The organism is Kangiella sp. TOML190, from assembly GCF_023706045.1.
Classification (GTDB): domain Bacteria; phylum Pseudomonadota; class Gammaproteobacteria; order Enterobacterales; family Kangiellaceae; genus Kangiella.
Genome location: NZ_BQYL01000001.1, coordinates 2,028,156 through 2,050,026 on the forward strand (window position 1 = coordinate 2,028,156; position 21,871 = coordinate 2,050,026).

Sequence of the window (21,871 nt, forward strand, 5' to 3'; positions counted from 1 at the left end):
TTTAAAATCCTTTCCAAAGTTTTGATGTTTTTTCTTGGCATTCTGGGTTATCACGCTTTTCATCAATTTCAGCGTATTTCTTTTTTTCTGCTTGACGTGATTTTGAGTCAGGTTTGATGGTTTCTTCTAACTCTTTAAAGAATTCTGTGATTTCGCTAGTGTGATTGCTTTTGCTCATAAATTCGGGCTCATTCCCGCGCAAGCGAGAATCCAGTATTAATAATAATGTCGGATCATGAAAGCAACTTTATAATGTTATTTCTTCTATGACAAATGAATTCAATAAGATGAGTAGCTTGTTTTGGGGATTCCCGCTTGCGCGGGAATGGCTGTTCGATTGGGAATTGTTTAGAACTTAACGTTGTTTGGCACCCGTGGGAATGGGATCACATCGCGAATATTCTGTACACCGGTCACGTAGGATACGCAGCGGTCAAAGCCTAAGCCAAAACCTGCGTGCGGGACTGTGCCATAACGGCGCAGATCGCGATACCACCAGTAATGTTCTTTGGGTAAGCCCATTTCATCAATACGCGCATCTAATACGTCTAAACGCTCTTCACGCTGCGAACCACCGATGATTTCGCCAATGCCCGGTGCTAAAACGTCCATCGCAGCAACGGTTTTACCATCGTCGTTCATGCGCATATAGAAAGCTTTAATGTCTTTCGGGTAGTCAGTCACCACGGTAGGGCGGCCAACAAACTCTTCGGCGATGTAGCGCTCATGCTCGGACTGCAAATCAATACCCCATTTCACATCAAATTCGAACTTTTTATTCGATTTTTCAAGGGTTGTAATCACGTCGGTATAGCTCATGCGCTCGAAATTATTGTTAATCACATTTTCCAAACGGTTGATGCAGTCTTTATCTACGCGCTGTTGGAAAAAAGCCATATCATCGCCACATTCATCTAACACTGCTTTGAAAATATACTTCATCATGGCTTCGGCCAGATCGGCATCTTGCGCCAGATCGGCAAAGGCGATTTCCGGCTCCACCATCCAAAATTCTGCTAAATGGCGGCTAGTATTGGAATTTTCTGCGCGGAAAGTAGGGCCAAAAGTATAAACCTTAGACATAGCCATACAATAGGCTTCGACGTTTAACTGGCCTGAAACCGTTAAAAATGACTCTTGTCCAAAGAAGTCTTTAGAGTAATCAATCTCGCCCTTATCGGTCATAGGCAAGTTGGTTTGATCCAAGGTGCTGACGCGGAACATTTCACCAGCGCCTTCAGCATCAGATGCGGTAATGATCGGGGTATGGATCCAGTTAAAGCCATTTTCATGCATAAAGCGGTGAATGGCTTGGGCTAGGCAGTTACGCACGCGAGTTACCGCACCGATAAGGTTAGTACGTGGACGCAAATGCGCGTGTTTGCGTAAATGCTCAACCGTATGCGGCTTCATGGGCATTGGGTAGGTATCCGGATCATCAACCCAACCTAAAACCTCTAGCTTGCTCGCTTGGATCTCAAAAGTTTGGCCTTTACCTTGCGATGGCACCAACTTACCAGCAACTCGAACCGAACAACCGGTGGTTAACTTGGTTACTTCAGACTCATAGTTAGCGACATTATTATCGACCACTGCTTGGATTGGATTAAAGCAGCTACCGTCGTGGATATTAACGAACGAAAGTCCAGCTTTCGAGTCACGACGAGTTCGTACCCAGCCTTGAACGGTAACCTCTGCACCTTCGCTAGGTTTGCCCGCGAGGGCGTCGATAATAGAAACTAACATTATTGTGTACCTTTAAAGCGGCTACCGTAAAGCTTTATGACTTCGCTAGCCGTTGATATTTGATTAAACTTAACGTATTACTTTAATTTTCGAGTTTAAAACTTTATTTTACCTTCTAATTTCAACCGTAGATTGATGGCTTTTTTCTCATCATCGCTAAAGGTATGCCAATTAAGCACTTCCTCAAAAGTACGACCACAACCGCGGCAAACTTCATCACCTAACACGGTGCTACAGGTTCCAATACAAGGAGAGTCCGTAGGTTTTCTTTTACGTGTTTTTGGGGTGATACGAATTTTATCGGACAAGCCAAAACCTCAGGCAAATCAATCGCGCAAAATAAACGCCGTATGTTACCGTGAGAAGTCTGTAATGGCTAGTGTAAATAGCAATTTAAGCTTGTTTAAAACCACAAAGCGGTAGACAAAATATAAAGCAGCAATTCTGTAATAAAGCATTGTTTTTACACTCTAGCTTGGATACAGTTACTGCATTAGCCAAGGCTCTAACGAAGCATGTTTACTCTCGACCAATCCCAAATCCAAGAATACCAAAAAGATAAGCCTGAATATTATCGCCAGCTAGCCAAGCAGCTTGAAGCTTTGTTAGCCGAAGATAGCAACTGGGTGACTAATTTAGCGCAAACTTCCGCTTTTATTTTTCAGATGCTGCCAGGTCTAAATTGGGCGGGCTTTTATTTGGTTAACCCTAAAAATCTCGAGGCACTTATTTTAGGGCCTTATCAAGGTAAAGTTGCTTGCGTACATATTCCTTTTGGGCGCGGTGTTTGTGGGGTTGCTGCTGCCAGCCTTGAAACGCAACTGGTGCAAGACGTTCATGCTTTTGCTGGTCATATTGCCTGCGATAGTGAAACTAATAGCGAAGTGGTGGTCCCTATGATTGTCGATACTGCTTCTGGCAATAAAGAGCTAAAAGGTGTTTTGGATATTGATAGCCCAGAGTTTAAGCGCTTTGATCAAGAAGATGCGGATGGACTAACAAAGCTACTAACCGTCTTGTTAGAGAATACGGACTTTTAATTTGTCAGCCATAAGCCCCTTCCACTTAGCCATTCCGGTGCACGATTTAGCGCAGGCGCGCGAGTTTTATGGTGAAGTATTAGGCTTCGCCGAAGGGCGTTCCAGCGATCATTGGATCGATTACAATTGCTATGGTCATCAATTAGTGGTTCACCTTGATACCAGCATGCGAGTCGATTTGGCTAGGGTAACTAGTGCAGTCGATGGCCATCAAGTTCCAATGCCGCATTTTGGGGTAGTTTTGGATATGGCAGATTGGCAAAATTTAGCGCATAAATTAGAAGAAAAGGGGGTTCGTTTTGTTATCGAGCCCTATATCCGCTTTCAAGGGCAAGTCGGCGAACAAGCCACCATGTTTTTCTATGATCCCTCGGGTAATGCATTGGAATTTAAAGGATTTCAGGAACTCTCCCAGCTTTTTAGTAAATAATTCTATTTGTGCTACCCTGAGAGCTATAACAGTAACAAGGGGATGATGATGCGCACTTTAATTCTAGTTATTTCACTTTCTTTGCTCACTCTGACTTCAACCTCAGTTGTAGCGGATAAAAAGGCATTTGTTGGCGGAACCCTTATCGATGGTACCGGCGGCAACATAATCTACGATAGCGTGATTTTAGTTAATGGCAATCGTATTGAGCAGGTGGGCGATCAGAAATCCTTAGCTATACCGCCAAGCTATCAAGTGATCTCTACAGAGGGAATGTCGGTTTTGCCGGGACTGTGGGATATGCACGTGCATCTTATGCTTACTGGGCACTCAGATTATCCTCATTGGCAAAACAATTATGCTGATAGGTTTGGCAGTGAAATTATGCCTGCTGCTGCAGAACAATTGTTACTGGCTGGAGTCACTAGTGCTCGTGATTTGGGAGCTCCTTTAGCAGAATCTAAAAGCATTAAGCAACAATTAGATAGCGGCGAGCTAAAAGGTCCGCGAGTCTATATGTCAGGGCCTTTTATCCAGCATAAAGCTTATCCTGGCACTGAAAATTATCGCTGGGGTGTTTCCAGCGAACGGGAAGCTAGATCCCAAGTGCGTCAATTGGCAGAGGCGGGCATGGATGTTATTAAGCTGATAGATCATGATGAAATGAGTTTTGCTGTCGCCAAAGCGGTGGTCGATGAAGCACATAAACAAGGCTTAAGGGTAGTTGCTCATTCGCATAAACCTGATGAGATCCGAATGGGTCTTAAGCTAGGAGTGGATAACTTTGAACATACCGGACTGACAACCGCTCCAGAATATCCCGATGATATTATGACGATGCTCAAAGAGCGAACAGCGAAAGGGCGAATTAGCGGTGGCCCACTATATTGGACGCCTACTGTTGAGGGTTTGTGGAACTATGAATATACCCGCGCCAATTCTGAAGAATTGGATAATGAATGTTGGAAAAGGGGATTAGAGTCTTCAACCATCAAGGATATTGAAGCTTCGATTACTCACCCAGAACGTCTTGACTATATGCAGCTCACTCCTAAAAGAAAGCCAACTTTGAAGCGCAAGTTTAGACAATTACGCGATGCAGGGCTTATTTTACTGATCGGTACCGATAGTGGTATTCCTATGAAATTTCACTGCCAATCTACTTGGCATGAGCTGCAAGTATGGGTTGATGAATTTGATGTTCCAGCAATGGAAGCCATTCAAGCAGCAACTTATTGGCCTGCAAAGTTTATGGGCGTCGATAGTGAGGTTGGGACCCTAGTACCAGGCAAGTTGGCTGACTTGATTGCGGTTAAAGGCGACGTTCTAAAGTATATCAACCTGCTGCAGCGAGTTGATCTGGTGGTCAAAGACGGCGTAATTTATAAGCAAAATGGTCAGCCTGTTGAAGCGAATTTTGAGTAAGATTCATTCGAGCTAAAATAAATAAGAAACGTTTTCTGGATTCCCGCTTTTGCGGGAATGCCGAATCAAAATTAAGAATTACTTCCCAAAGCTCATAGCATCAATCACTTCCTGCGGTAACTCCGGCAATGCGGATCTTGGAATTAAGAAAGTAGTTAAGTTCATTAGGTCTTTAAAAAATTTATTATTATTAGTCGTTTGGCGTAGATAGTCGTGACCAGATGAGCCGCCAGTACCAATTTTATTACCAATCATGCGCATCACCATATCCACATGCCTTGAGCGCCAGAGCGTGAAGTTCACGTCTAATTCTACTAAAGCTTGTAGCAGGCGGAATGGGGCGGTGAGCATTGGTTGCTCGCGATAGAGGTTGATAAAAAGTGCGCTTAGAGTGGCTTCTTGGCTCATCCGAAACACGCCTTGTTGTTTAAGCTCGTTATACTTTTCTTTATCAAACAGCGCATCAAAGTTATTACGAGTATTGGCTAAGTCATTGAGCTGGAAGCGTTTTTCTGCATCGGTTAAATAGTCCGCTTGCTTGAGCGTTTTCTCATCAGTATCGAGCATGGTATCAACCGCATCGCTAAATTTTTGCCAGAAGTTAAAGTCACCAAACTCTAAAAAGGGCATTCTTGCTAGCCAATGTTCGACCGCATCATATAAACTCGGCGCTTCTTCAAGCGCCATTAAATGATTGCGATCGTGTTCATTCAAGCGGCTATAAAAAGACTCTTTGTCAAAATTGATTCTAAACTCGGATTTCAGACCTAAAATAATTTCAATTTCTTTAAATTGGATCGATTGGAAACCTGAGGCAGGGATCAGGTAATCGCGAAAATCCAGAAAATCCAGCGGAGTCATGGTTTCAAGGATATCGATTTGATCCACCATGACTTCTTGAATTTTGTGAATGCGCTCAAGACGTAGATTGACGGTGCTCAGTTCTTTTTCTGGCACATGCTCTTGCGACAGCACTGGCAAAATCGCATTGATTTCATGCAAAATTTGCTTAAACCATAACTCATAAGCTTGATGCACTAGGATAAAAAGCATTTCGTCATGCGCTTCTTTACCGTAGTTTTTACTTTCGGGATGCTGCGCATCGAGCAATTTATCGAGTTGTAAATAATCACTGTAATAACAAGGTTTAACGTTCTTCTGCATTGTTTTTAAAGGGGTCGGAGTCAATTTGTTGGTTTAATTATTCGTTGATTTGACTTGACCGCATACTCCGTTTTGAAATTCAATTTATGTTTTAAGTGTTGACTCCGACCCCTTTAAAATAAAAAGGAGCCCTTATGGACTCCTTTAGATTATAGACATTTGAAAAAAATAATGTCAGCAGAAATTTCTACTATTTACCGATAACTTATCGCTTAGAAATCTCAACATAATCTCTTTGTACGTCACCTGTATACAGCTGACGTGGACGACCAATTTTACGGTTCGGCTCGCCAATCATTTCGTTCCATTGAGATACCCAGCCAACAGTACGGGCAAGAGCGAAAATTACTGTGAACATATTGGTGGGGATACCAATGGCGTCCAGAATTACGCCTGAGTAGAAATCGACGTTAGGGTACAATTTTTTCTCAACGAAATAAGGATCTTCGAGTGCAATTTTTTCAAGCTCTAGCGCAACCTTGAAAGTAGGGTCGTCATGTTTACCTAGCAGCTCAAGTACTTGGTGAGCTGAGTCACGCATGACTTTAGCGCGAGGGTCGAAGTTTTTGTAAACGCGGTGACCAAAACCCATCAGACGGAATGGATCCGACTTATCTTTAGCTCGAGCGATAAACTCTGGGATGCGTGAAACGTCGCCAATTTCGCGTAACATATTCAAACAGGCTTCGTTGGCGCCACCGTGTGCTGGGCCCCATAAACAAGCGATCCCTGAAGCGATTGCGGCGAATGGATTCGCGCCTGACGAACCTGCTAGCCTTACGGTAGAGGTCGAAGCATTTTGCTCGTGATCGGCGTGCAGGGTGAAAATCTTATCCATTGCATCCACTAAAATTGGATCCGGCTCCCAATCCATGGTTGGCATGCTAAACATCATGTTGAGGAAGTTCCAAGCCAAACTTTTATCGTTGTTCGGATAGACAAACGGATGACCGTGGGTATAGCGATAGCACATGGCGGCAATGGTCGGAACTTTAGCGATCAAACGCATGGCGCTGATTTCGCGATGCTGAGGATCGTTGATGTCTAGCGAATCGTGGTAGAAAGCCGATAGGGCACCAACCACCGCGATCATAATCGCCATTGGATGCGCGTCACGACGGAAACCATTGAAGAAGTTCATCATTTGTTGGTGAACCATGGTGTGGTTATTAATTTTCGCGACAAAAGCTTCGTACTCTTCTTTGCTCGGAAGTTCGCCGTTTAACAATAAATAAGCCACTTCTTCAAAAGTCGCTTCATCCGCTAGCTGCTCAATAGGGTAGCCGCGATAAAGTAATTGGCCTTTACCACCGTCGATAAAAGTAATCTTTGACTCACATGCACCAGTTGAAACGTAACCTGGGTCGTAAGTGAAATAGCCAGCTTTGCCTAGGGCGCGAACGTCGATAACGTCTTTTCCCAAAGTAGGGCTAAGAACGTTAAGCTCTAATGTTTCGCCATTTGGTAGGCTTAATTTTGCTGTTTTATCTGACATGAAGTCTCCTTAGACTTTGATGAGTGCCGATCGGAATATTTAGATAGCTCAACATTCTACAAAATTTTCAGCAGTTTTCTAAGTGATTTTTATGACAACCGTTTGAAAAATTTGATTTTGACGACTTTTTATACAAGTTTGCTTGGGCTTTGGTGAAAAAACGCACAAACTCAAAAAAGACCACAAATTTCACAAGGCTTTTAGGGCGATTTGTTTGTAATCAGCATCAAGCACTTATATAATTCGCCCTCTATCAGTTTGTATCACTGGGGAAGTCTCACAAACTGCATTTTTTAAGGTCCACAATGCACTTAAGCACTCTTTTGTTATTAGCAAAAAGGGTTTAAGAAGGTTTGATGAGAATGATTAACTCACGCCTAAGACCTAAGGCACAATAGAAAGATACCAAGTCGTGAAGCACAATAGACCTAAAAACCTGAATCTTATGACCGTAAGATTCCCTGTGACGGCAATTTCCTCGATTTTGCATCGTATTACAGGCGTTATCCTTTTCATCGCAATCCCGATTGTTCTATGGGCTTTGCAAAAATCCTTTAACCCAGCTGGCTTTGCCGAACTGCAAGATGGTCTTAACAATAATTTCATCTGCCAGTTGGTATTCTGGGCAATTGTAACCGCCGTTGCGTACCATATTATTGCTGGTGTTCGCCATTTATTGATGGACGCTGGGATCGGCGAGTCATTAGAAGGCGGTAAACGCGGCGCATTAGCGGTGATTATCCTTTCAGCCATTACCGCAGTATTGCTAGGAGTTTGGGTATGGTAGCCACAGTAACCAGCTTGGGCCGCTCAGGCTTACACGATTGGATTTTACAGCGCGTTTCGGCTTTGATCATGTTGGCCTATACGCTGTATTTGGCCTATTTCGTCATGTCGACGGGTGATGTAACGTTTGCTGCTTGGCAAGCCTTGTTTGCATCAACCTTTATGAAAGTATTCTCACTAATGGCCTTAGCGTCTGTGGTGGTTCACGCTTGGATTGGCTTGTGGATCGTCTCCACTGACTATATGCCAAAACTTGCCATTCGCATGATTTTCCAAGTGTTAGTCATTGTTATCTGTCTTGCCTTATTGATTTGGGGCATTCAAATTTTGTGGAGCATATAGAAGATGTCTATTCCTACTTATACATTTGATGCCGTAATCGTAGGTGGCGGTGGCGCAGGTATGCGTGCTTCACTACAACTGGCACAAAGCGGTCAGAAAGTTGCTTTGATCTCTAAAGTTTTCCCAACTCGTTCGCACACCGTGTCAGCGCAAGGTGGTATTACCGTTGCTTTGGGTAACAGCCATGATGATGATTGGCGCTGGCACATGTTCGATACGGTAAAAGGTTCTGACTATATTGGTGATCAGGACGCGATCGAATATATGTGTGAAAACGGCCCAGCGGCGATTTATGAGCTGGAGCATATGGGCTTGCCATTCTCGCGTTTAGACAACGGTAAGATTTACCAAAGACCATTCGGTGGTCAATCCAAAGAATTTGGCGGCGAACAAGCCGCACGTACCGCTGCGGCAGCTGATCGTACTGGTCATGCGTTATTACATACTTTGTACCAAGCGAACCTAGCGGCGAATACCCAGTTCTTTAATGAATGGTATGCGATGGACTTGGTGCGTAACGAAGACGGCGACGTTTGTGGCGTTACCGCTATGTCGATTGAGACTGGCGAAATCGCTATGTTTAAATCGCGTGCAACGGTTTTCGCAACTGGCGGCTCTGGCCGTATTTACGCATCGACCACCAATGCTTTAATCAATACCGGTGACGGTGTTGGTATGGCGCTGCGTGCTGGCCTTCCGGTACAAGACATCGAAATGTGGCAGTTTCACCCAACCGGTATCGCCGGCGCCGGTGTGTTGGTTACTGAAGGTTGTCGTGGTGAAGGCGGCTATCTTATCAATAAAGATGGCGAGCGCTTTATGGAGCGATATGCACCGAATGCTAAAGACTTAGCATCGCGTGACGTTGTGGCTCGTTCTATGACTAAAGAAATTTTAGCAGGTAATGGCTGCGGTCCTAATGCTGATCACGTCATGTTAAAGCTTGATCACTTAGGTGAAGAAGTACTGAACAAGCGTTTACCGGGTATTTTGGAATTAGCGCGCACTTTCGGGCACGTCGATCCAGTAAAAGAGCCAATCCCAGTAGTACCAACTTGTCACTATATGATGGGTGGTATTCCGACCAATAAGCATGGTCAGGTGGTTGACCGTAATCCTGATGGTTCAGAAAATATCGTTAAAGGTTTTTATGCGGTAGGTGAGGTTGCTTGCGTTTCGGTACACGGCGCTAATCGTCTTGGCGGTAACTCGTTATTAGATTTAGTAGTCTTTGGCCGCGCCGCTGGTATGCATCTAGAAGAATCTCTGCGCGAGGGTTTAACTTTCTCAGAGTTGTCTGATTCGGACGCTGAAAAAGCCATGGCGCGATATAATCGTTGGGATAATTCTTCTGCTAACGATAAAGGCGCAGAAGATCCGGTCGAGCTGCGCAAAGAGCTACAAAATACCATGCAGAATCACTTTGGCGTATTCCGTACCGGCGATTTGATGAAAGAAGGTTTGGCGAAAGTTAAAGCACTTCGCGAGCGTCTTAAAAATGCTTACCTTAAAGATAAATCGAAAGCTTTCAATACTGAGCGTATCGAATGTTTAGAGCTTGAGAATCTGATGGAAGTTGCTTATGCCACGGCGATGGCGGCTGAATTCCGCACCGAATCTCGTGGTGCTCATTCGCGTGAAGATTTCCCAGATCGCGATGATGAAAACTGGTTGGTACACTCGGTTTATTATCCTGAAACGGAAGCGATGGGTAAGCGCGATGTGAATATGCAGCCAGAAAAAGTGGATGCTTTCCCGCCGAAAGCGCGTACTTATTAATTGTGGGTTGACAGTGGAGTTATTGAGAATGAAATTTAGTATTTACCGTTACAACCCGGAAACTGACAAAAAGCCTTATATGCAAGAGTTCGATCTGGATATTCCAGAAGGCTCAGACATGATGTTGCTCGATGCTTTGTTGGCATTGAAAGATCAAGATGCGACTTTATCATTCCGTCGTTCTTGCCGCGAGGGCGTTTGTGGCTCTGATGGCATGAGCATCAATGGCAAGAATGGTCTAGCTTGTATCACGCCTATTTCTAGCTTGAAATCACCGGTTGTGGTGCGTCCGCTGCCAGGTTTGCCAGTAATTCGTGATTTAGTTGTCGATATGGCGCAGTTCTACAAGCAATATGAAAAAATTAAGCCTTATCTGATCACCAACGATGAGCCGCCAGCAAAAGAGCGTCTGCAATCTCCTGAGGAGCGCGCTAAGTTAGACGGCTTATACGAGTGTATCTTGTGTGCTTGTTGTTCGACGTCTTGCCCATCATTCTGGTGGAACCCGGACAAATTCGTGGGGCCGTCAGGCTTGTTGCAGGCTTATCGTTTCTTGATTGATAGCCGTGATACCGAAACTGATGAGCGTTTGGCTGATTTAGACGATGCTTACAGCGTATTCCGTTGTCGTGGCATTATGAACTGTGTGGATGTGTGCCCAAAAGGCTTGAATCCTACTCAGGCGATTGGCCATATTCGTTCGATGCTACTGAAAAGAGGTGTCTAAAAGGTTAAAATAGCCTATTGCTTTGTTGCTGATTCGATAAAAGTACTCAATTATGGCGGCCATAACCTCCGTTTTTTATCGATTCAGCGCCGCGCACTAGACAATTTTTCCAGTTTTAGAATGCTAAAGAGTGAGACTTTTGAGCGCACTTCTATTGTAAACATTAAAAATGTGCTCACCTTTAAAGGAATTTACGTCATTGTGAGGAGCTTTCAACGCGGGAATCTCCAGTAAAATGATGGAAAACAACTAGTTACTTAGCAAACTTAAAGAAGCCCTTTTATCAATTAAAAGGGCTTCAACTGTGTTAAGACGGTTAAAAATTAGTTATCATATGCGACTTGGATTCTCTGGTCCGGGATTAATAGTCTTGATAGGCCAAGAGAGCGTAACAAAAATGGTGTTACCTAAATGAAGAATGGGTTAGAGGCGATGTTCGAAAGCGCCTACCTTTCCGGTGGAAGCGCAGCCTATTTAGAAGAACTGTACGAACAGTATCTTGCAGATCCCCAATCAGTGGATGCTGATTGGCGAGCCAAATTCGATGAATATTCGAAAGTTAATGATAAAAAAGAAGTGGCGCACGGCGATATTCGTGAACACTTCCGTCAAATCGGCCTAAACCGTCAAAAAATAGCCTTCAGCCAAGGCTCCGGTTCTCTTGCCGCCGATCCAAAACAAGTTAAAGTTTTACACCTTATCGAGTCCTATCGAGCGCGTGGGCATCACCATGCGAAAATCGATCCGCTTGGTATGTGGCAACATCCTTATCCAACGGACTTGTCGTTAGAGAGTTTTGAGCTTTCCGATTCTGACTTAGATACTAAGTTTTCTGTCGGCAATTTAGCCGGCCCAGACGAGCAGCCACTATCTGAAATTTTAGATCGCTTACAAACTACTTATTCCAGTTCCATTGGCGCTGAATTCTTGCACATGAATTCGCTAGAAGAGCGTCGCTGGATCCAAGAAAAACTCGAAGCGGTGAATGCTTCGCACGCTTTTAGGGAGCAAACTCAAGAAAAAATCTTGGAAGGTTTATCTGCCGCGGAAGGTTTAGAAAAATATTTGGGTGCGAAATTCCCCGGCGCTAAACGATTCTCATTGGAAGGTGGTGATAGCTTAATTCCGATGATGCGCGACATGATCAATCAAGCCGGCGTTGCTGGCGCTAAAGAGATTGTCATCGGTATGGCGCACCGTGGTCGCTTGAATGTATTAGTCAATGTGATGGGTAAAAACCCCAGTATCTTATTTGATGAATTCGCTGGTAATGGCGATGTGGTCGGTACTTCCGGAGACGTTAAATACCATATGGGCTATTCCTCGGATGTGGAAACTGAAGGCGGCGCAGTTCATCTGGCTTTGGCCTTTAACCCTTCGCATTTAGAAATTGTTAGCCCAGTGGTGATTGGTTCGGTGCGAGCACGTCAAGAACGTCGTAAAGATACTAACCATGAGCAAGTATTACCTGTTTTGATTCATGGCGACTCGGCCTTTACTGGTCAAGGCGTGGTTATGGAAACCTTTAATATGTCTCAAGCGCGCGGCTTTGAAGTTGGCGGCTCGATGCATATCGTCATCAACAACCAAGTGGGCTTTACTACGTCCAAACCGATGGACACGCGCTCAACCGCTTACTGTACCGACGTAGCGAAAATGGTAGAAGCACCTATTTTCCACGTTAATGGCGATGATCCTGAAACAGTATTATTTGTGACCCGCTTGGCGCTGGAGTTTAGGAATAAATTTAAGAAAGATGTGGTTATTGATTTGGTCTGCTACCGTCGTCACGGTCATAACGAAGCCGATGAGCCGAATGCTACTCAGCCTTTGATGTACCAAAAAATTAAAAAGCATCCAACGCCGCGTAAATTGTACGAAGACAGTTTGCTTGAGCGTGGTATTTTTGATGCGGCAAAAACTAAAGCCGTATTGGATGGCTACCGTAACTCGCTGGATAATGGTGAGAGTACCGTTAAGAATTTGTTACCGATCCAAGAGCATGAGTTCAATGTGGATTGGTCACCGTACTTTGATCAGACATGGCAATCAGCGGCCAAGACGGCGATCACTAAAAAAGAATTTAAGGCTTTAGCCGAGCGAATTTGTCATTATCCCGAAGATCATCCGCTGCAATCGCGCGTTAAAAAACTAATGGGCGATCGCAAAAAAATGGCGGCGGGCGAAGTGGCTATGGACTGGGGTTTTGCTGAAACCATGGCATACGCTGCTTTATTGAACGACGGTTTTGAAGTGCGTTTGTGCGGACAAGATTCAGGACGCGGGACCTTCTTCCATCGCCATGCGGTACTGCACGATCAAAACGATGCAGAAATCTATATTCCGCTACAGCACATTAAAGACGAGCAACCTAAATTTGAAGTGATCGACTCGGTGCTATCCGAAGAAGCGGTATTAGCTTTCGAGTATGGTTATTCAACTAATGAGCCGCGCTCTATGGTGATTTGGGAAGCCCAGTTTGGTGACTTTGTGAATGGCGCGCAAGTGGTGATCGACCAATTTATCAGTTCGGGCGAGCAAAAGTGGGCGCGCTTGTCGGGTTTAACCATGTTTTTGCCGCACGGCTACGAAGGCCAAGGTCCAGAGCACAGTTCGGCGCGTTTAGAGCGTTTTTTACAGCTAGCAGCAGAGCATAATATTCAAGTATTAGTGCCCTCGACACCAGCACAAGCTTTCCATATGATCCGCCGTCAAATGATCCGCCCATTGCGTAAACCGTTAATCGTGATGACGCCAAAGAGTTTATTGCGCCACAAGCTAGCCGTTTCTGATATTAGCGATTTAACTGATGGCAAGTTCCATAATGCGATCCCAGAAGTGGATTCATTGGACGCGAAGAAAGTGGATAGAGTGGTGATGTGTTCCGGTAAAGTTTATTATGACTTATTGGAAAAACGTCGCGCCAAAAAGCTTGAGAATGTCGCGATAATCCGTATTGAGCAATTGTATCCATTTCCGCATGAGGAAGTGGAAGCCATTTTAGCGCAATACAAAAAGGCAAAAACCTTTATTTGGTGTCAGGAAGAGCCGCAAAATCAAGGCGCTTGGTATTGTTCGCGCCATAATTTAGACGATGCGGTAATGAAAATGGACACTAGCTATCGTGTGACTTTTGCTGGTCGTCCTGCTTCGGCAGCTCCGGCGGTTGGCTACGCAAGTCTGCACAACGAACAACAGACTCAGCTCGTTAATGACGCGCTTGGTTTATAATTTTAGATAAATAATTAATCATTGAGAGAATAGGTTAGGACATGGCTATTGAAATCAAAGTTCCTGTATTACCTGAATCGGTTGCTGATGCAACGATTGCTACCTGGCACGTACAGCCAGGTGAAGCCGTTTCACGCGATCAAAACTTAGTCGATATCGAAACCGATAAAGTGGTTTTGGAAGTGGTTGCGCCTGAAGATGGCGCTATTTCTGAAATCTTAAAGCAAGAAGGCGATACGGTTTTGCAGGAAGAGTTGATCGCTAGCTTTACTGCTGGTGACGCTCCGGCAGCAGCGCCTGTAGCTAAAGAGGAGGCACCAAAAGCTGAAGCAGCAGCTCCAGTAGCAGAAGCCGCGCCAGCAGCGGATTTGGATGTGTTATCGCCTGCCGTACGCCGTTTAGTGGCTGAGCATGGTCTAGATCCAAAGCAAATTCCAGCCAGCGGTAAGCGTTTGTCCAAAGAAGACGTTGAGAACTTTATTAAAAATGGCGGCCAAGCGGCAAAAGCAGCTGCGGCGAGTACCGCTTCAGCGCCAGTCTCGGCAGGCTTGCGTGAAGAAAAGCGTGTTCCTATGACTCGCTTGCGTAAGCGCATCGCGGAGCGTTTGTTAGAAGCCCAACATAACGCGGCAATTTTAACCACCTTTAATGATATCAACATGAAGGAAGTGGTTGAGTTGCGTGCTCGTTATAAAGAACAGTTTGAAAAAGTTCATGGTACTCGTTTAGGTTTCATGTCTTTCTTCGTTAAGGCAACAGTAGAAGCCCTAAAACGTTTCCCTGATGTTAATGCGTCAATTGATGGCGATGATATTGTGTATCATGGCTACTATGATGTGGGTGTTGCGGTTTCTTCGCCACGGGGTTTGGTCGTGCCAATTTTACGCGATGCAGACACTATGTCGTTGGCAGAAATTGAAGCCAAGATCCGTGAATATGGGGCTAAAGCTCGCGATAATAAATTGACGGTTGAAGAAATGACTGGCGGTACTTTCACCATTTCTAATGGTGGCGTGTTCGGTTCCTTGATGGCGACACCTATTATCAATCCGCCTCAATCAGCCATTTTGGGCATGAACCGTATGGAAGATCGTCCGGTTGTAGTGAATGGCGAAATCGTTATTCGTCCGATGATGAATGTGGCGCTTTCTTATGACCACAGAATTATCGATGGCCGTGAGTCAGTTGGTTTCTTGAAAACCATTAAAGAATTTATTGAAGATCCAGCGCGTCTTTTATTAGATCTGTAGTTTTAAATTGCTGCGATTGATATGGCGTTGTTAAATCACTTACTCGAAATGCTCATTTGCAATAAGCAAACTCTGCTTTCTCGTAAGCAATTTGCCTAGCCACATCTTCTCTCGCTGCTTTAAAATATTTTAAATGCCGAAATTACTATTTTCGGCTTTGTTTTTTAAGGTTTTGTGCTTTTAGTATTTGTTTTAAGGTTCTATTACTTAGCAAGACAATTTTTTCTTAAATAGTAGGAAATACCGATGAATTTACATGAGTATCAAGGTAAACAGCTTTTCAAAGAGTATGGTTTGCCCGTATCAGAAGGTTATGCTGTAGATAATCCTCAAGCAGCATTTGAAGCAGCAGGTCGTATTGGCGGCGATATGTGGGTGGTTAAAGCCCAGGTTCACGCAGGTGGCCGTGGTAAAGCAGGTGGCGTAAAAGTTACTGGCGATAAAAATGAAATTAAAGCTTTTGCCCAAAAGTGGTTGGGTAAAAACTTGGTGACCTACCAAACGGATGCCAATGGTCAGCCAGTCAGCAAAATTTTGGTTGAAACTTGTACCGATATCGCCGATGAGCTGTATCTTGGTGCCGTAGTTGATCGTTCAAGTCGCCGCGTGGTTTTCATGGCTTCAACGGAAGGCGGTGTTGAAATTGAAACCGTTGCCCATGAAACTCCAGAGAAAATCTTAAAAGCGACTATCGATCCATTAGTTGGTGCCCAGCCTTATCAAGGACGCGATTTGGCATTCCGCTTAGGCCTAAAAGGCGCGCAAATTAAGCAATTTACCCACATTTTCATGCAGCTAGCGAAAATGTTCATGGAAAAAGATTTAGCACTTTTGGAAATCAATCCGTTAGTGATTAAAGAAGATGGCGACTTGCATTGCTTGGATGCCAAAATCGGTATCGATTCAAATGCTTTGTATCGTCATCATAAACTATTAGAGATGCACGATCCGTCGCAAGAAGACGAGCGGGAGTCACACGCAGCTAAGTTTGAGCTTAACTATGTAGCGCTGGATGGCAACATTGGTTGTATGGTGAATGGCGCAGGCCTTGCCATGGGTACTATGGATATTATCAAGTTGCACGGTGGCGAACCGGCTAACTTCTTAGACGTTGGCGGCGGCGCGACCAAAGAGCGTGTAACAGAAGCTTTTAAAATCATTCTTTCGGATGAAAACGTTAAGGCGGTATTGGTCAATATTTTTGGTGGTATCGTGCGTTGTGATTTGATTGCGGAAGGTATTATTGGCGCAGTTAAAGAAGTGGGTATCGAAGATCCGGTGGTTGTACGCCTTGAAGGTAACAACGCTGAATTGGGCGCTAAAGTGTTAGCGGAATCGGGTCTAAACATTATTGCTGCGAATAGCTTAACTGACGCAGCAGAAAAAGTAGTTGCGGCTGCTAAGTCTGCGTAAGAGGGCATATCGATGAGTATTTTAATTAACAAAGACACTAAAGTAATTTGCCAAGGTATCACTGGCTCGCAAGGTACTTTCCATACCGAGCAAGCGATCGAGTATGGCACTAATATGGTTGGCGGTGTGACGCCAGGTAAAGGTGGCCAAGAACATTTAGGTTTGCCTGTGTTTAACACAGTAGCTGAAGCGGTGGAGCAAACTGGCGCTGAAGCATCAGTTATTTATGTGCCAGCACCATTTTGTAAAGATTCTATTTTAGAAGCGGCCAATGCGGGTATTAAATTAGTCGTTTGTATTACCGAAGGCATTCCAACTATGGATATGCTGGAAGCGAAAATTGTTTGTGACAACTTAGGGATCCAATTAATTGGCCCTAACTGTCCTGGCGTTATCACTCCGGGCGAGTGTAAGATCGGTATTATGCCGGGCCATATCCACTTGCCTGGTAAAGTCGGTATTGTTTCGCGCTCTGGTACTTTAACCTATGAAGCGGTGAAACAAACTACTGACGCTGGCTTTGGTCAATCCACGTGTGTGGGTATTGGTGGCGATCCTATCCCTGGCTCAAACTTTATCGACATCTTAAAAATGTTCCAAGAAGATCCGGCAACTGAAGCTATCGTTATGATTGGTGAAATTGGCGGTTCCGCAGAAGAAGAGGCGGCAGCTTTTATCAAAGCTAATGTCACTAAGCCTGTTGTATCTTATATCGCTGGTGTAACAGCACCTCCTGGTAAGCGCATGGGTCACGCCGGCGCCATTATCGCAGGTGGTAAAGGCACCGCAGCCGAAAAATTTGCAGCGCTTGAAGACGCTGGTGTTAAAACCGTACGCTCACTAGCAGATATTGGTAAAGGCCTAAAAGAAATTACGGGCTGGTAAAACAAAGTTATCTGCTAATGTTAGCTACAGAAAAGCCGCACAAGTTGCGGCTTTTTTTATGATGGCTGAATAATAGAGGCGCTGTAAAGATTGTAGTTGTTGATATATTTGTTAACATTTTCTTACTAGAAAGATACAAACCTTTGATGGATACTTTAGTCTGTTTTTTAACAACTAAAACAAACTCAGGGAATTTTATGACTTTTAATTTCAAAAAAACTGCTTTAGCCATCACTTTTGCGGTAGCGACATCTACTAGCTTTGCTACTTTTGGCAAATTGCCAGAAGGCGTTGAAAAGGTCACTTCAGTCGAAGGTATTACCGAATATCGTTTAGATAATGGGTTGCAAGTCCTTATTTTTCCAGACAAAACTCAAGAAACCATTACCGTAAACATTGTTTATCATGTTGGCTCTAAGCATGAGAACTATGGTGAAACTGGTATGGCGCATTTGCTCGAGCATTTGGTTTTTAAAGGTACACCTAAGCATACGGATATTGACGAAGAGTTTACTAAGCACGGTGCCGAAGCAAATGGCACCACCTGGTTTGACCGAACCAACTACTACGAGACGGTCGCGGCTAATGAAGAAAATTTGAATTGGGCTTTAGACTTAGAAGCCGATCGCATGATCAATTCCTTTATCGCTAAAAAGGATTTGGACAGTGAAATGACTGTGGTGCGCAACGAGTTGGAAAACGGTGAAAATAGTCCTTTTCGGGTCTTATTCCAACGTCTGCTAGCGACCGGCTTTGACTGGCATAACTATGGCAAGTCGACTATCGGTGCTCGCGCAGATCTGGAAAATGTAGATATTACCAATCTGCAAGCATTCTATAAAAAGCATTATCAACCAGACAATGCGACCTTAATTGTTGCTGGTAAAGTTGATGAAGCCGAACTTATCAAAAAAATTGAGCATTATTTTGGCGATGTAAAAAAGCCAACGCGAGTTATTCCTGAGTTGTATACGGAAGAGCCTATTCAAGATGGTGAGCGCAAAGTGGTCGTTCGCCGTACTGGTGATGTGCAAATGGTTGGTGCCATGTACAAAACCCCTGCTGGAGCTGACGAGGACTATGCGGCGGTGCAGGTTTTAACCCAAATCATGGGTGATAGTGAAACAGGCCGATTGCACAATGAAATCGTTAAGAACAAGTTAGCAGCCAGCACTTTTGGTTTTCCCTTTCAGTTAGCAGAGCCCGGCGCGGTCATATTTATGGCGCAAGTGGCTAAGGATAAAGATTTAGCACCAACGGAAAAAGCTTTTTTAAATACTTTAGAAAACTCCGCTACAAAGCCTATTACCAAAGAAGAAGTTGAGCGGGCAAAAACTAAACTATTGAAACAAATCGAGCTTAGTTTCAATAACTCGCAAAGCGTAACCATTGGCTTAACCGAATGGATTGGTATGGGTGATTGGCGTTTGCTGTTCTTAAATCGTGATCGTTTGGAGAAAGTAACGGTTGCCGACGTTCAGCGCATGGCCAACGAAATTTTTGTTAATGATAACCGAACTTTAGGTCTATTTATTCCCGAACAAAAACCGGATCGTGCCGATTCTATTGAGCGTTTTGCTCAAGCGGATATCGATAAGATGCTTGAAGGTTATGAAGGGCGAGAAGAAGTTGCCCAAGGCGAAGACTTTGATCCGTCGCACGATAATATTGATGCGCGCACAGTCAAAAGCGAGTTAGCCAACGGTGCTAAGGTTGTGTATTTGCCTAAAAAAACTCGTGGTGAATCTGTAGTGGTTCGAGTTAACTTTGATTTAGGTAATCTTGAAGATTTACGCGGCTTAAAGGTGATCCCAAAATTGGCTGGCGGCATGTTGGATCGTGGTACTGAAAAATATAGCCGTGAAGAACTTCAAGCTGAGTTTGATAAATTAAAAGCCAATGTGAGTTCTTACGGTAGTGCAACCAGTGCTGGCGTTTCGATTCAAACCACTAAAGAAAACCTTACTGCGGTTTTAGGTTTGGTTGAAGAAGTGCTAAAGAATCCTCGCTTTGATCAAAAGGAGTTAGAGATCTTAAAGCAAGAAATGGTGGTTAGTTTAGAGCAGCAAAAACAACAGCCGACCTCGCAGGTATTCCGTCAATTACAGCGTCACTTAAGCCCTTATGATGATTCTCATCCTTATTACAGCATGGATATTGACGATGAAATAGCGGCGATTAAAGAGGTAGAAACCAGTGAACTCAAACAGTTCCACAAGAATTTTATGGGCGCCCAAGATGCGGATATTGCTCTAGTGGGCGACTTCGCGGTTGATGATGTCAAATCCAAGCTTGATAGCACATTAGGTCAATGGCAATCGGTAGTTCCTTACGAGCGTATTAAGCGTGAAACTAAGGACGTTGATGCGATTAATCGATTTGTTGATACACCGGATAAAGCGGGTGCGGCATTTGGCGCTATGATGAACTTTAAAATGCGTGACGACCATAAAGATTACCCCGCGCTTACCATGGCCAACGAAATCTTTGGTGGCTCAGGACTTGGTAGTCGTTTGGCTAAGCGCCTACGCCAGCAGGATGGTTTAAGTTATGGTGCTGGTTCTTGGCTTAATGCCAGTTCTTATGATGAAAATGCAACCTTTGGTGCTTATGCGATTTGTGCGCCAGAGAATTTGCCCAAAGTTGAGCAAGGCTTTAAGGAAGAGTTTGAGCGTGTGGTTAAAGAAGGCTTTACGCAAAAGGAACTAGACGATGCGCGTAAAGGGGTGTTGCAAGGTAATCGAATTAACCGAGCTAAGGATAATCGTTTAGTCGGCGCTTTAACCAGTAATATCGATCTTGGTCGGAGCATGCAATGGAATAAAGGTTTCGAGGAAAAATTGCAAAAACTAACGCTTGAGGAAGTTAACGCGGCTTTTCGCAACTACTTTAGATTAGAAGATATTTCTATTATTAAAGCGGGCGACAAAAATAAAATGGAAGCTGCTAAAAGCTAATTTAAGACACTTGATAAAGCCACTCTTTTGGGTGGCTTTTTTTATGGTTATAATTTGATGATGAAAACAGAAACGCCACAGCGAAAAATCATCCATGTGGATATGGATTGCTTTTACGCAGCCATTGAAGTGCGTGATGATCCTAGTTTAAAAGGGCATCCAGTGGCGGTGGGCGGGCATCCGTCACGAAGAGGCGTGATTGCGACCTGTAATTATGAAGCCCGCGCTTACGGTATTCACTCGGCGATGCCGTCAGCTTACGCAAAGCGTTTGTGTCCTAGCCTTATCATCGTGGGTGGAAATTTCGATAAATACCGCCATGACTCAAAAGTTATTCGTACTATTTTTGCGCAGTACACCAAGCTGATAGAGCCTTTATCGTTGGATGAAGCCTTTTTAGACGTTACCGACTGTCAACAATACCAAGGTAGCGCTACTTATATTGCGCAAGCCATTCGCCATAAGATTTATCAAGAACTATCCTTAACCGCTTCGGCGGGCATCGCGCCCAATAAATTTCTCGCCAAAATTGCTTCCGACTGGAATAAGCCGAATGGTCAGTTTGTGATTACGCCTGATGAGGTCGATGACTTTGTGAAAAAACTGGAAGTCAATAAAATCCCTGGTGTAGGCAAAAAAACCACTCAAAAACTGAACAATTTAGGCATCTATAATTGCCAAGATATTCGTGATTATGATTTGCTTACTTTGACACGAAAATTTGGTAGTTATGGTGATCGTTTACATAAATTAGCTCAAGGGATCGATAACCGTGAAGTTATCGTATCTTATCCGCGCAAATCTTTGAGTGTTGAAAATACCTACGAACAGGATTTGTATAGCCTTGAAGATTGCTTAGACGAGATTCCCAAACTGCTGGAGACGTTAAAGCGACGTATCGCCAAATCCAAAGTTGAATCACCAATTAACAAACTTTATGCCAAATTAAAGTTTAGTGACTTTACGGCCACTACCGTAGAGCGAACCAGCTTTGGAATAAACGATGATTTGTTTTATGAGCTAATGGAAGAGGGCTTTTACCGGCGCGAAAAAGCGGTTCGTTTGCTCGGTTTAGGAGTTCGTTTTCAGGTCTCAGAATCCACTAATTTTGTACAATTACCCCTAGAATATCAGGATCTTGAGTTAGATTTAGATTAGCCCTAGTCAAGATCTAGTCATAATGGTAAGGTTAGTTGAATTT

18 protein-coding genes are annotated in these 21,871 nt (G+C 44.1%); 13 read left to right on the top strand and 5 right to left on the bottom strand.

What is annotated here, in order from left to right:
- Nucleotide 1: 1 nt before the first annotated feature.
- From NFS34_RS09695 to NFS34_RS09705, 3 genes are all read right to left on the bottom strand, one after another.
- Nucleotides 2-178 carry a CBU_0585 family protein gene (locus tag NFS34_RS09695; protein WP_251359840.1) on the bottom strand — a complete coding sequence of 59 codons (177 nt, stop codon included), beginning with the start codon at nucleotides 176-178 and terminating at the stop codon, nucleotides 2-4.
- A gap of 170 nt (nucleotides 179-348) precedes the next feature.
- Entirely contained in the window at nucleotides 349-1,746 is a 1,398-nt protein-coding gene (gene asnS, locus NFS34_RS09700; RefSeq protein ID WP_251359841.1) for an asparagine--tRNA ligase, read from the bottom strand.
- A gap of 95 nt (nucleotides 1,747-1,841) precedes the next feature.
- Nucleotides 1,842-2,054 carry a DUF1289 domain-containing protein gene (locus NFS34_RS09705; RefSeq protein WP_251359842.1) on the bottom strand — a complete coding sequence of 71 codons (213 nt, stop codon included), beginning with the start codon at nucleotides 2,052-2,054 and terminating at the stop codon, nucleotides 1,842-1,844.
- 207 nt (nucleotides 2,055-2,261) lie between these two features.
- Here NFS34_RS09705 and NFS34_RS09710 point away from each other — a divergent pair, with 207 nt between their 5' ends.
- The 3 genes from NFS34_RS09710 to NFS34_RS09720 are packed head-to-tail and all read left to right on the top strand — an operon-like array spanning nucleotide 2,262 to nucleotide 4,641.
- Nucleotides 2,262-2,786, top strand: coding sequence for a GAF domain-containing protein (locus tag NFS34_RS09710; protein ID WP_251359843.1), 525 nt, complete (start codon nucleotides 2,262-2,264; stop codon nucleotides 2,784-2,786).
- A 1-nt stretch (nucleotide 2,787) separates the two neighbouring features.
- Nucleotides 2,788-3,216 carry a VOC family protein gene (locus NFS34_RS09715; RefSeq protein ID WP_251359844.1) on the top strand — a complete coding sequence of 143 codons (429 nt, stop codon included), beginning with the start codon at nucleotides 2,788-2,790 and terminating at the stop codon, nucleotides 3,214-3,216.
- Between the two features lie 45 nt (nucleotides 3,217-3,261).
- Nucleotides 3,262-4,641 (top strand): amidohydrolase family protein, encoded by a 1,380-nt coding sequence (locus NFS34_RS09720; protein ID WP_376707940.1) that lies wholly within the window; start codon nucleotides 3,262-3,264, stop codon nucleotides 4,639-4,641.
- 78 nt (nucleotides 4,642-4,719) lie between these two features.
- Here the strand turns inward: NFS34_RS09720 and NFS34_RS09725 are convergent, their stop codons facing one another.
- Together NFS34_RS09725 and gltA are read right to left on the bottom strand one after the other, a co-directional pair.
- The gene (locus NFS34_RS09725; RefSeq protein ID WP_251359846.1) at nucleotides 4,720-5,805 is read right to left on the bottom strand and encodes a tryptophan 2,3-dioxygenase family protein; all 1,086 of its coding nucleotides are present in this window, start codon (nucleotides 5,803-5,805) and stop codon (nucleotides 4,720-4,722) included.
- 205 nt (nucleotides 5,806-6,010) lie between these two features.
- Nucleotides 6,011-7,300 carry a citrate synthase gene (gltA, locus tag NFS34_RS09730; protein WP_251359847.1) on the bottom strand — a complete coding sequence of 430 codons (1,290 nt, stop codon included), beginning with the start codon at nucleotides 7,298-7,300 and terminating at the stop codon, nucleotides 6,011-6,013.
- Nucleotides 7,301-7,712: 412 nt separating this feature from the next.
- On the opposite strand from gltA, the gene sdhC reads away from it, so the two are divergent.
- The 10 genes from sdhC to dinB all read left to right on the top strand — a co-directional run bounded on the left by sdhC (nucleotide 7,713) and on the right by dinB (nucleotide 21,828).
- Nucleotides 7,713-8,087: a succinate dehydrogenase, cytochrome b556 subunit gene (sdhC, locus tag NFS34_RS09735; RefSeq protein ID WP_251359848.1), complete on the top strand. Its 375-nt coding sequence runs from the start codon at nucleotides 7,713-7,715 to the stop codon at nucleotides 8,085-8,087.
- Nucleotides 8,081-8,428, top strand: a complete 348-nt coding sequence (sdhD, locus tag NFS34_RS09740; RefSeq protein WP_251359849.1) for a succinate dehydrogenase, hydrophobic membrane anchor protein — start codon at nucleotides 8,081-8,083, stop codon at nucleotides 8,426-8,428. The genes sdhC and sdhD overlap by 7 nt, the downstream gene beginning before the upstream one ends.
- A 3-nt stretch (nucleotides 8,429-8,431) precedes the next feature.
- Nucleotides 8,432-10,207 (top strand): succinate dehydrogenase flavoprotein subunit, encoded by a 1,776-nt coding sequence (gene sdhA / locus NFS34_RS09745; protein ID WP_251359850.1) that lies wholly within the window; start codon nucleotides 8,432-8,434, stop codon nucleotides 10,205-10,207.
- A 28-nt stretch (nucleotides 10,208-10,235) separates the two neighbouring features.
- A complete protein-coding gene (locus NFS34_RS09750) occupies nucleotides 10,236-10,934 on the top strand; it encodes a succinate dehydrogenase iron-sulfur subunit (RefSeq protein ID WP_251359851.1) in 699 nt (232 codons plus the stop codon).
- 411 nt (nucleotides 10,935-11,345) lie between these two features.
- Nucleotides 11,346-14,165, top strand: a complete 2,820-nt coding sequence (locus tag NFS34_RS09755; protein ID WP_251359852.1) for a 2-oxoglutarate dehydrogenase E1 component — start codon at nucleotides 11,346-11,348, stop codon at nucleotides 14,163-14,165.
- A gap of 41 nt (nucleotides 14,166-14,206) precedes the next feature.
- Nucleotides 14,207-15,415: a 2-oxoglutarate dehydrogenase complex dihydrolipoyllysine-residue succinyltransferase gene (gene odhB / locus NFS34_RS09760; RefSeq protein WP_251359853.1), complete on the top strand. Its 1,209-nt coding sequence runs from the start codon at nucleotides 14,207-14,209 to the stop codon at nucleotides 15,413-15,415.
- A 246-nt stretch (nucleotides 15,416-15,661) separates the two neighbouring features.
- Nucleotides 15,662-16,828, top strand: coding sequence for an ADP-forming succinate--CoA ligase subunit beta (gene sucC / locus NFS34_RS09765; protein ID WP_251359854.1), 1,167 nt, complete (start codon nucleotides 15,662-15,664; stop codon nucleotides 16,826-16,828).
- A gap of 12 nt (nucleotides 16,829-16,840) precedes the next feature.
- Entirely contained in the window at nucleotides 16,841-17,713 is an 873-nt protein-coding gene (sucD, locus tag NFS34_RS09770; protein WP_251359855.1) for a succinate--CoA ligase subunit alpha, read from the top strand.
- Between the two features lie 197 nt (nucleotides 17,714-17,910).
- The gene (locus NFS34_RS09775) at nucleotides 17,911-20,670 is read left to right on the top strand and encodes a pitrilysin family protein (RefSeq protein WP_251359856.1); all 2,760 of its coding nucleotides are present in this window, start codon (nucleotides 17,911-17,913) and stop codon (nucleotides 20,668-20,670) included.
- 57 nt (nucleotides 20,671-20,727) lie between these two features.
- On the top strand, nucleotides 20,728-21,828 hold the full coding sequence (gene dinB / locus NFS34_RS09780) for a DNA polymerase IV (protein WP_251359857.1): 1,101 nt from the start codon (nucleotides 20,728-20,730) through the stop codon (nucleotides 21,826-21,828).
- Nucleotides 21,829-21,871 lie beyond the last annotated feature (43 nt).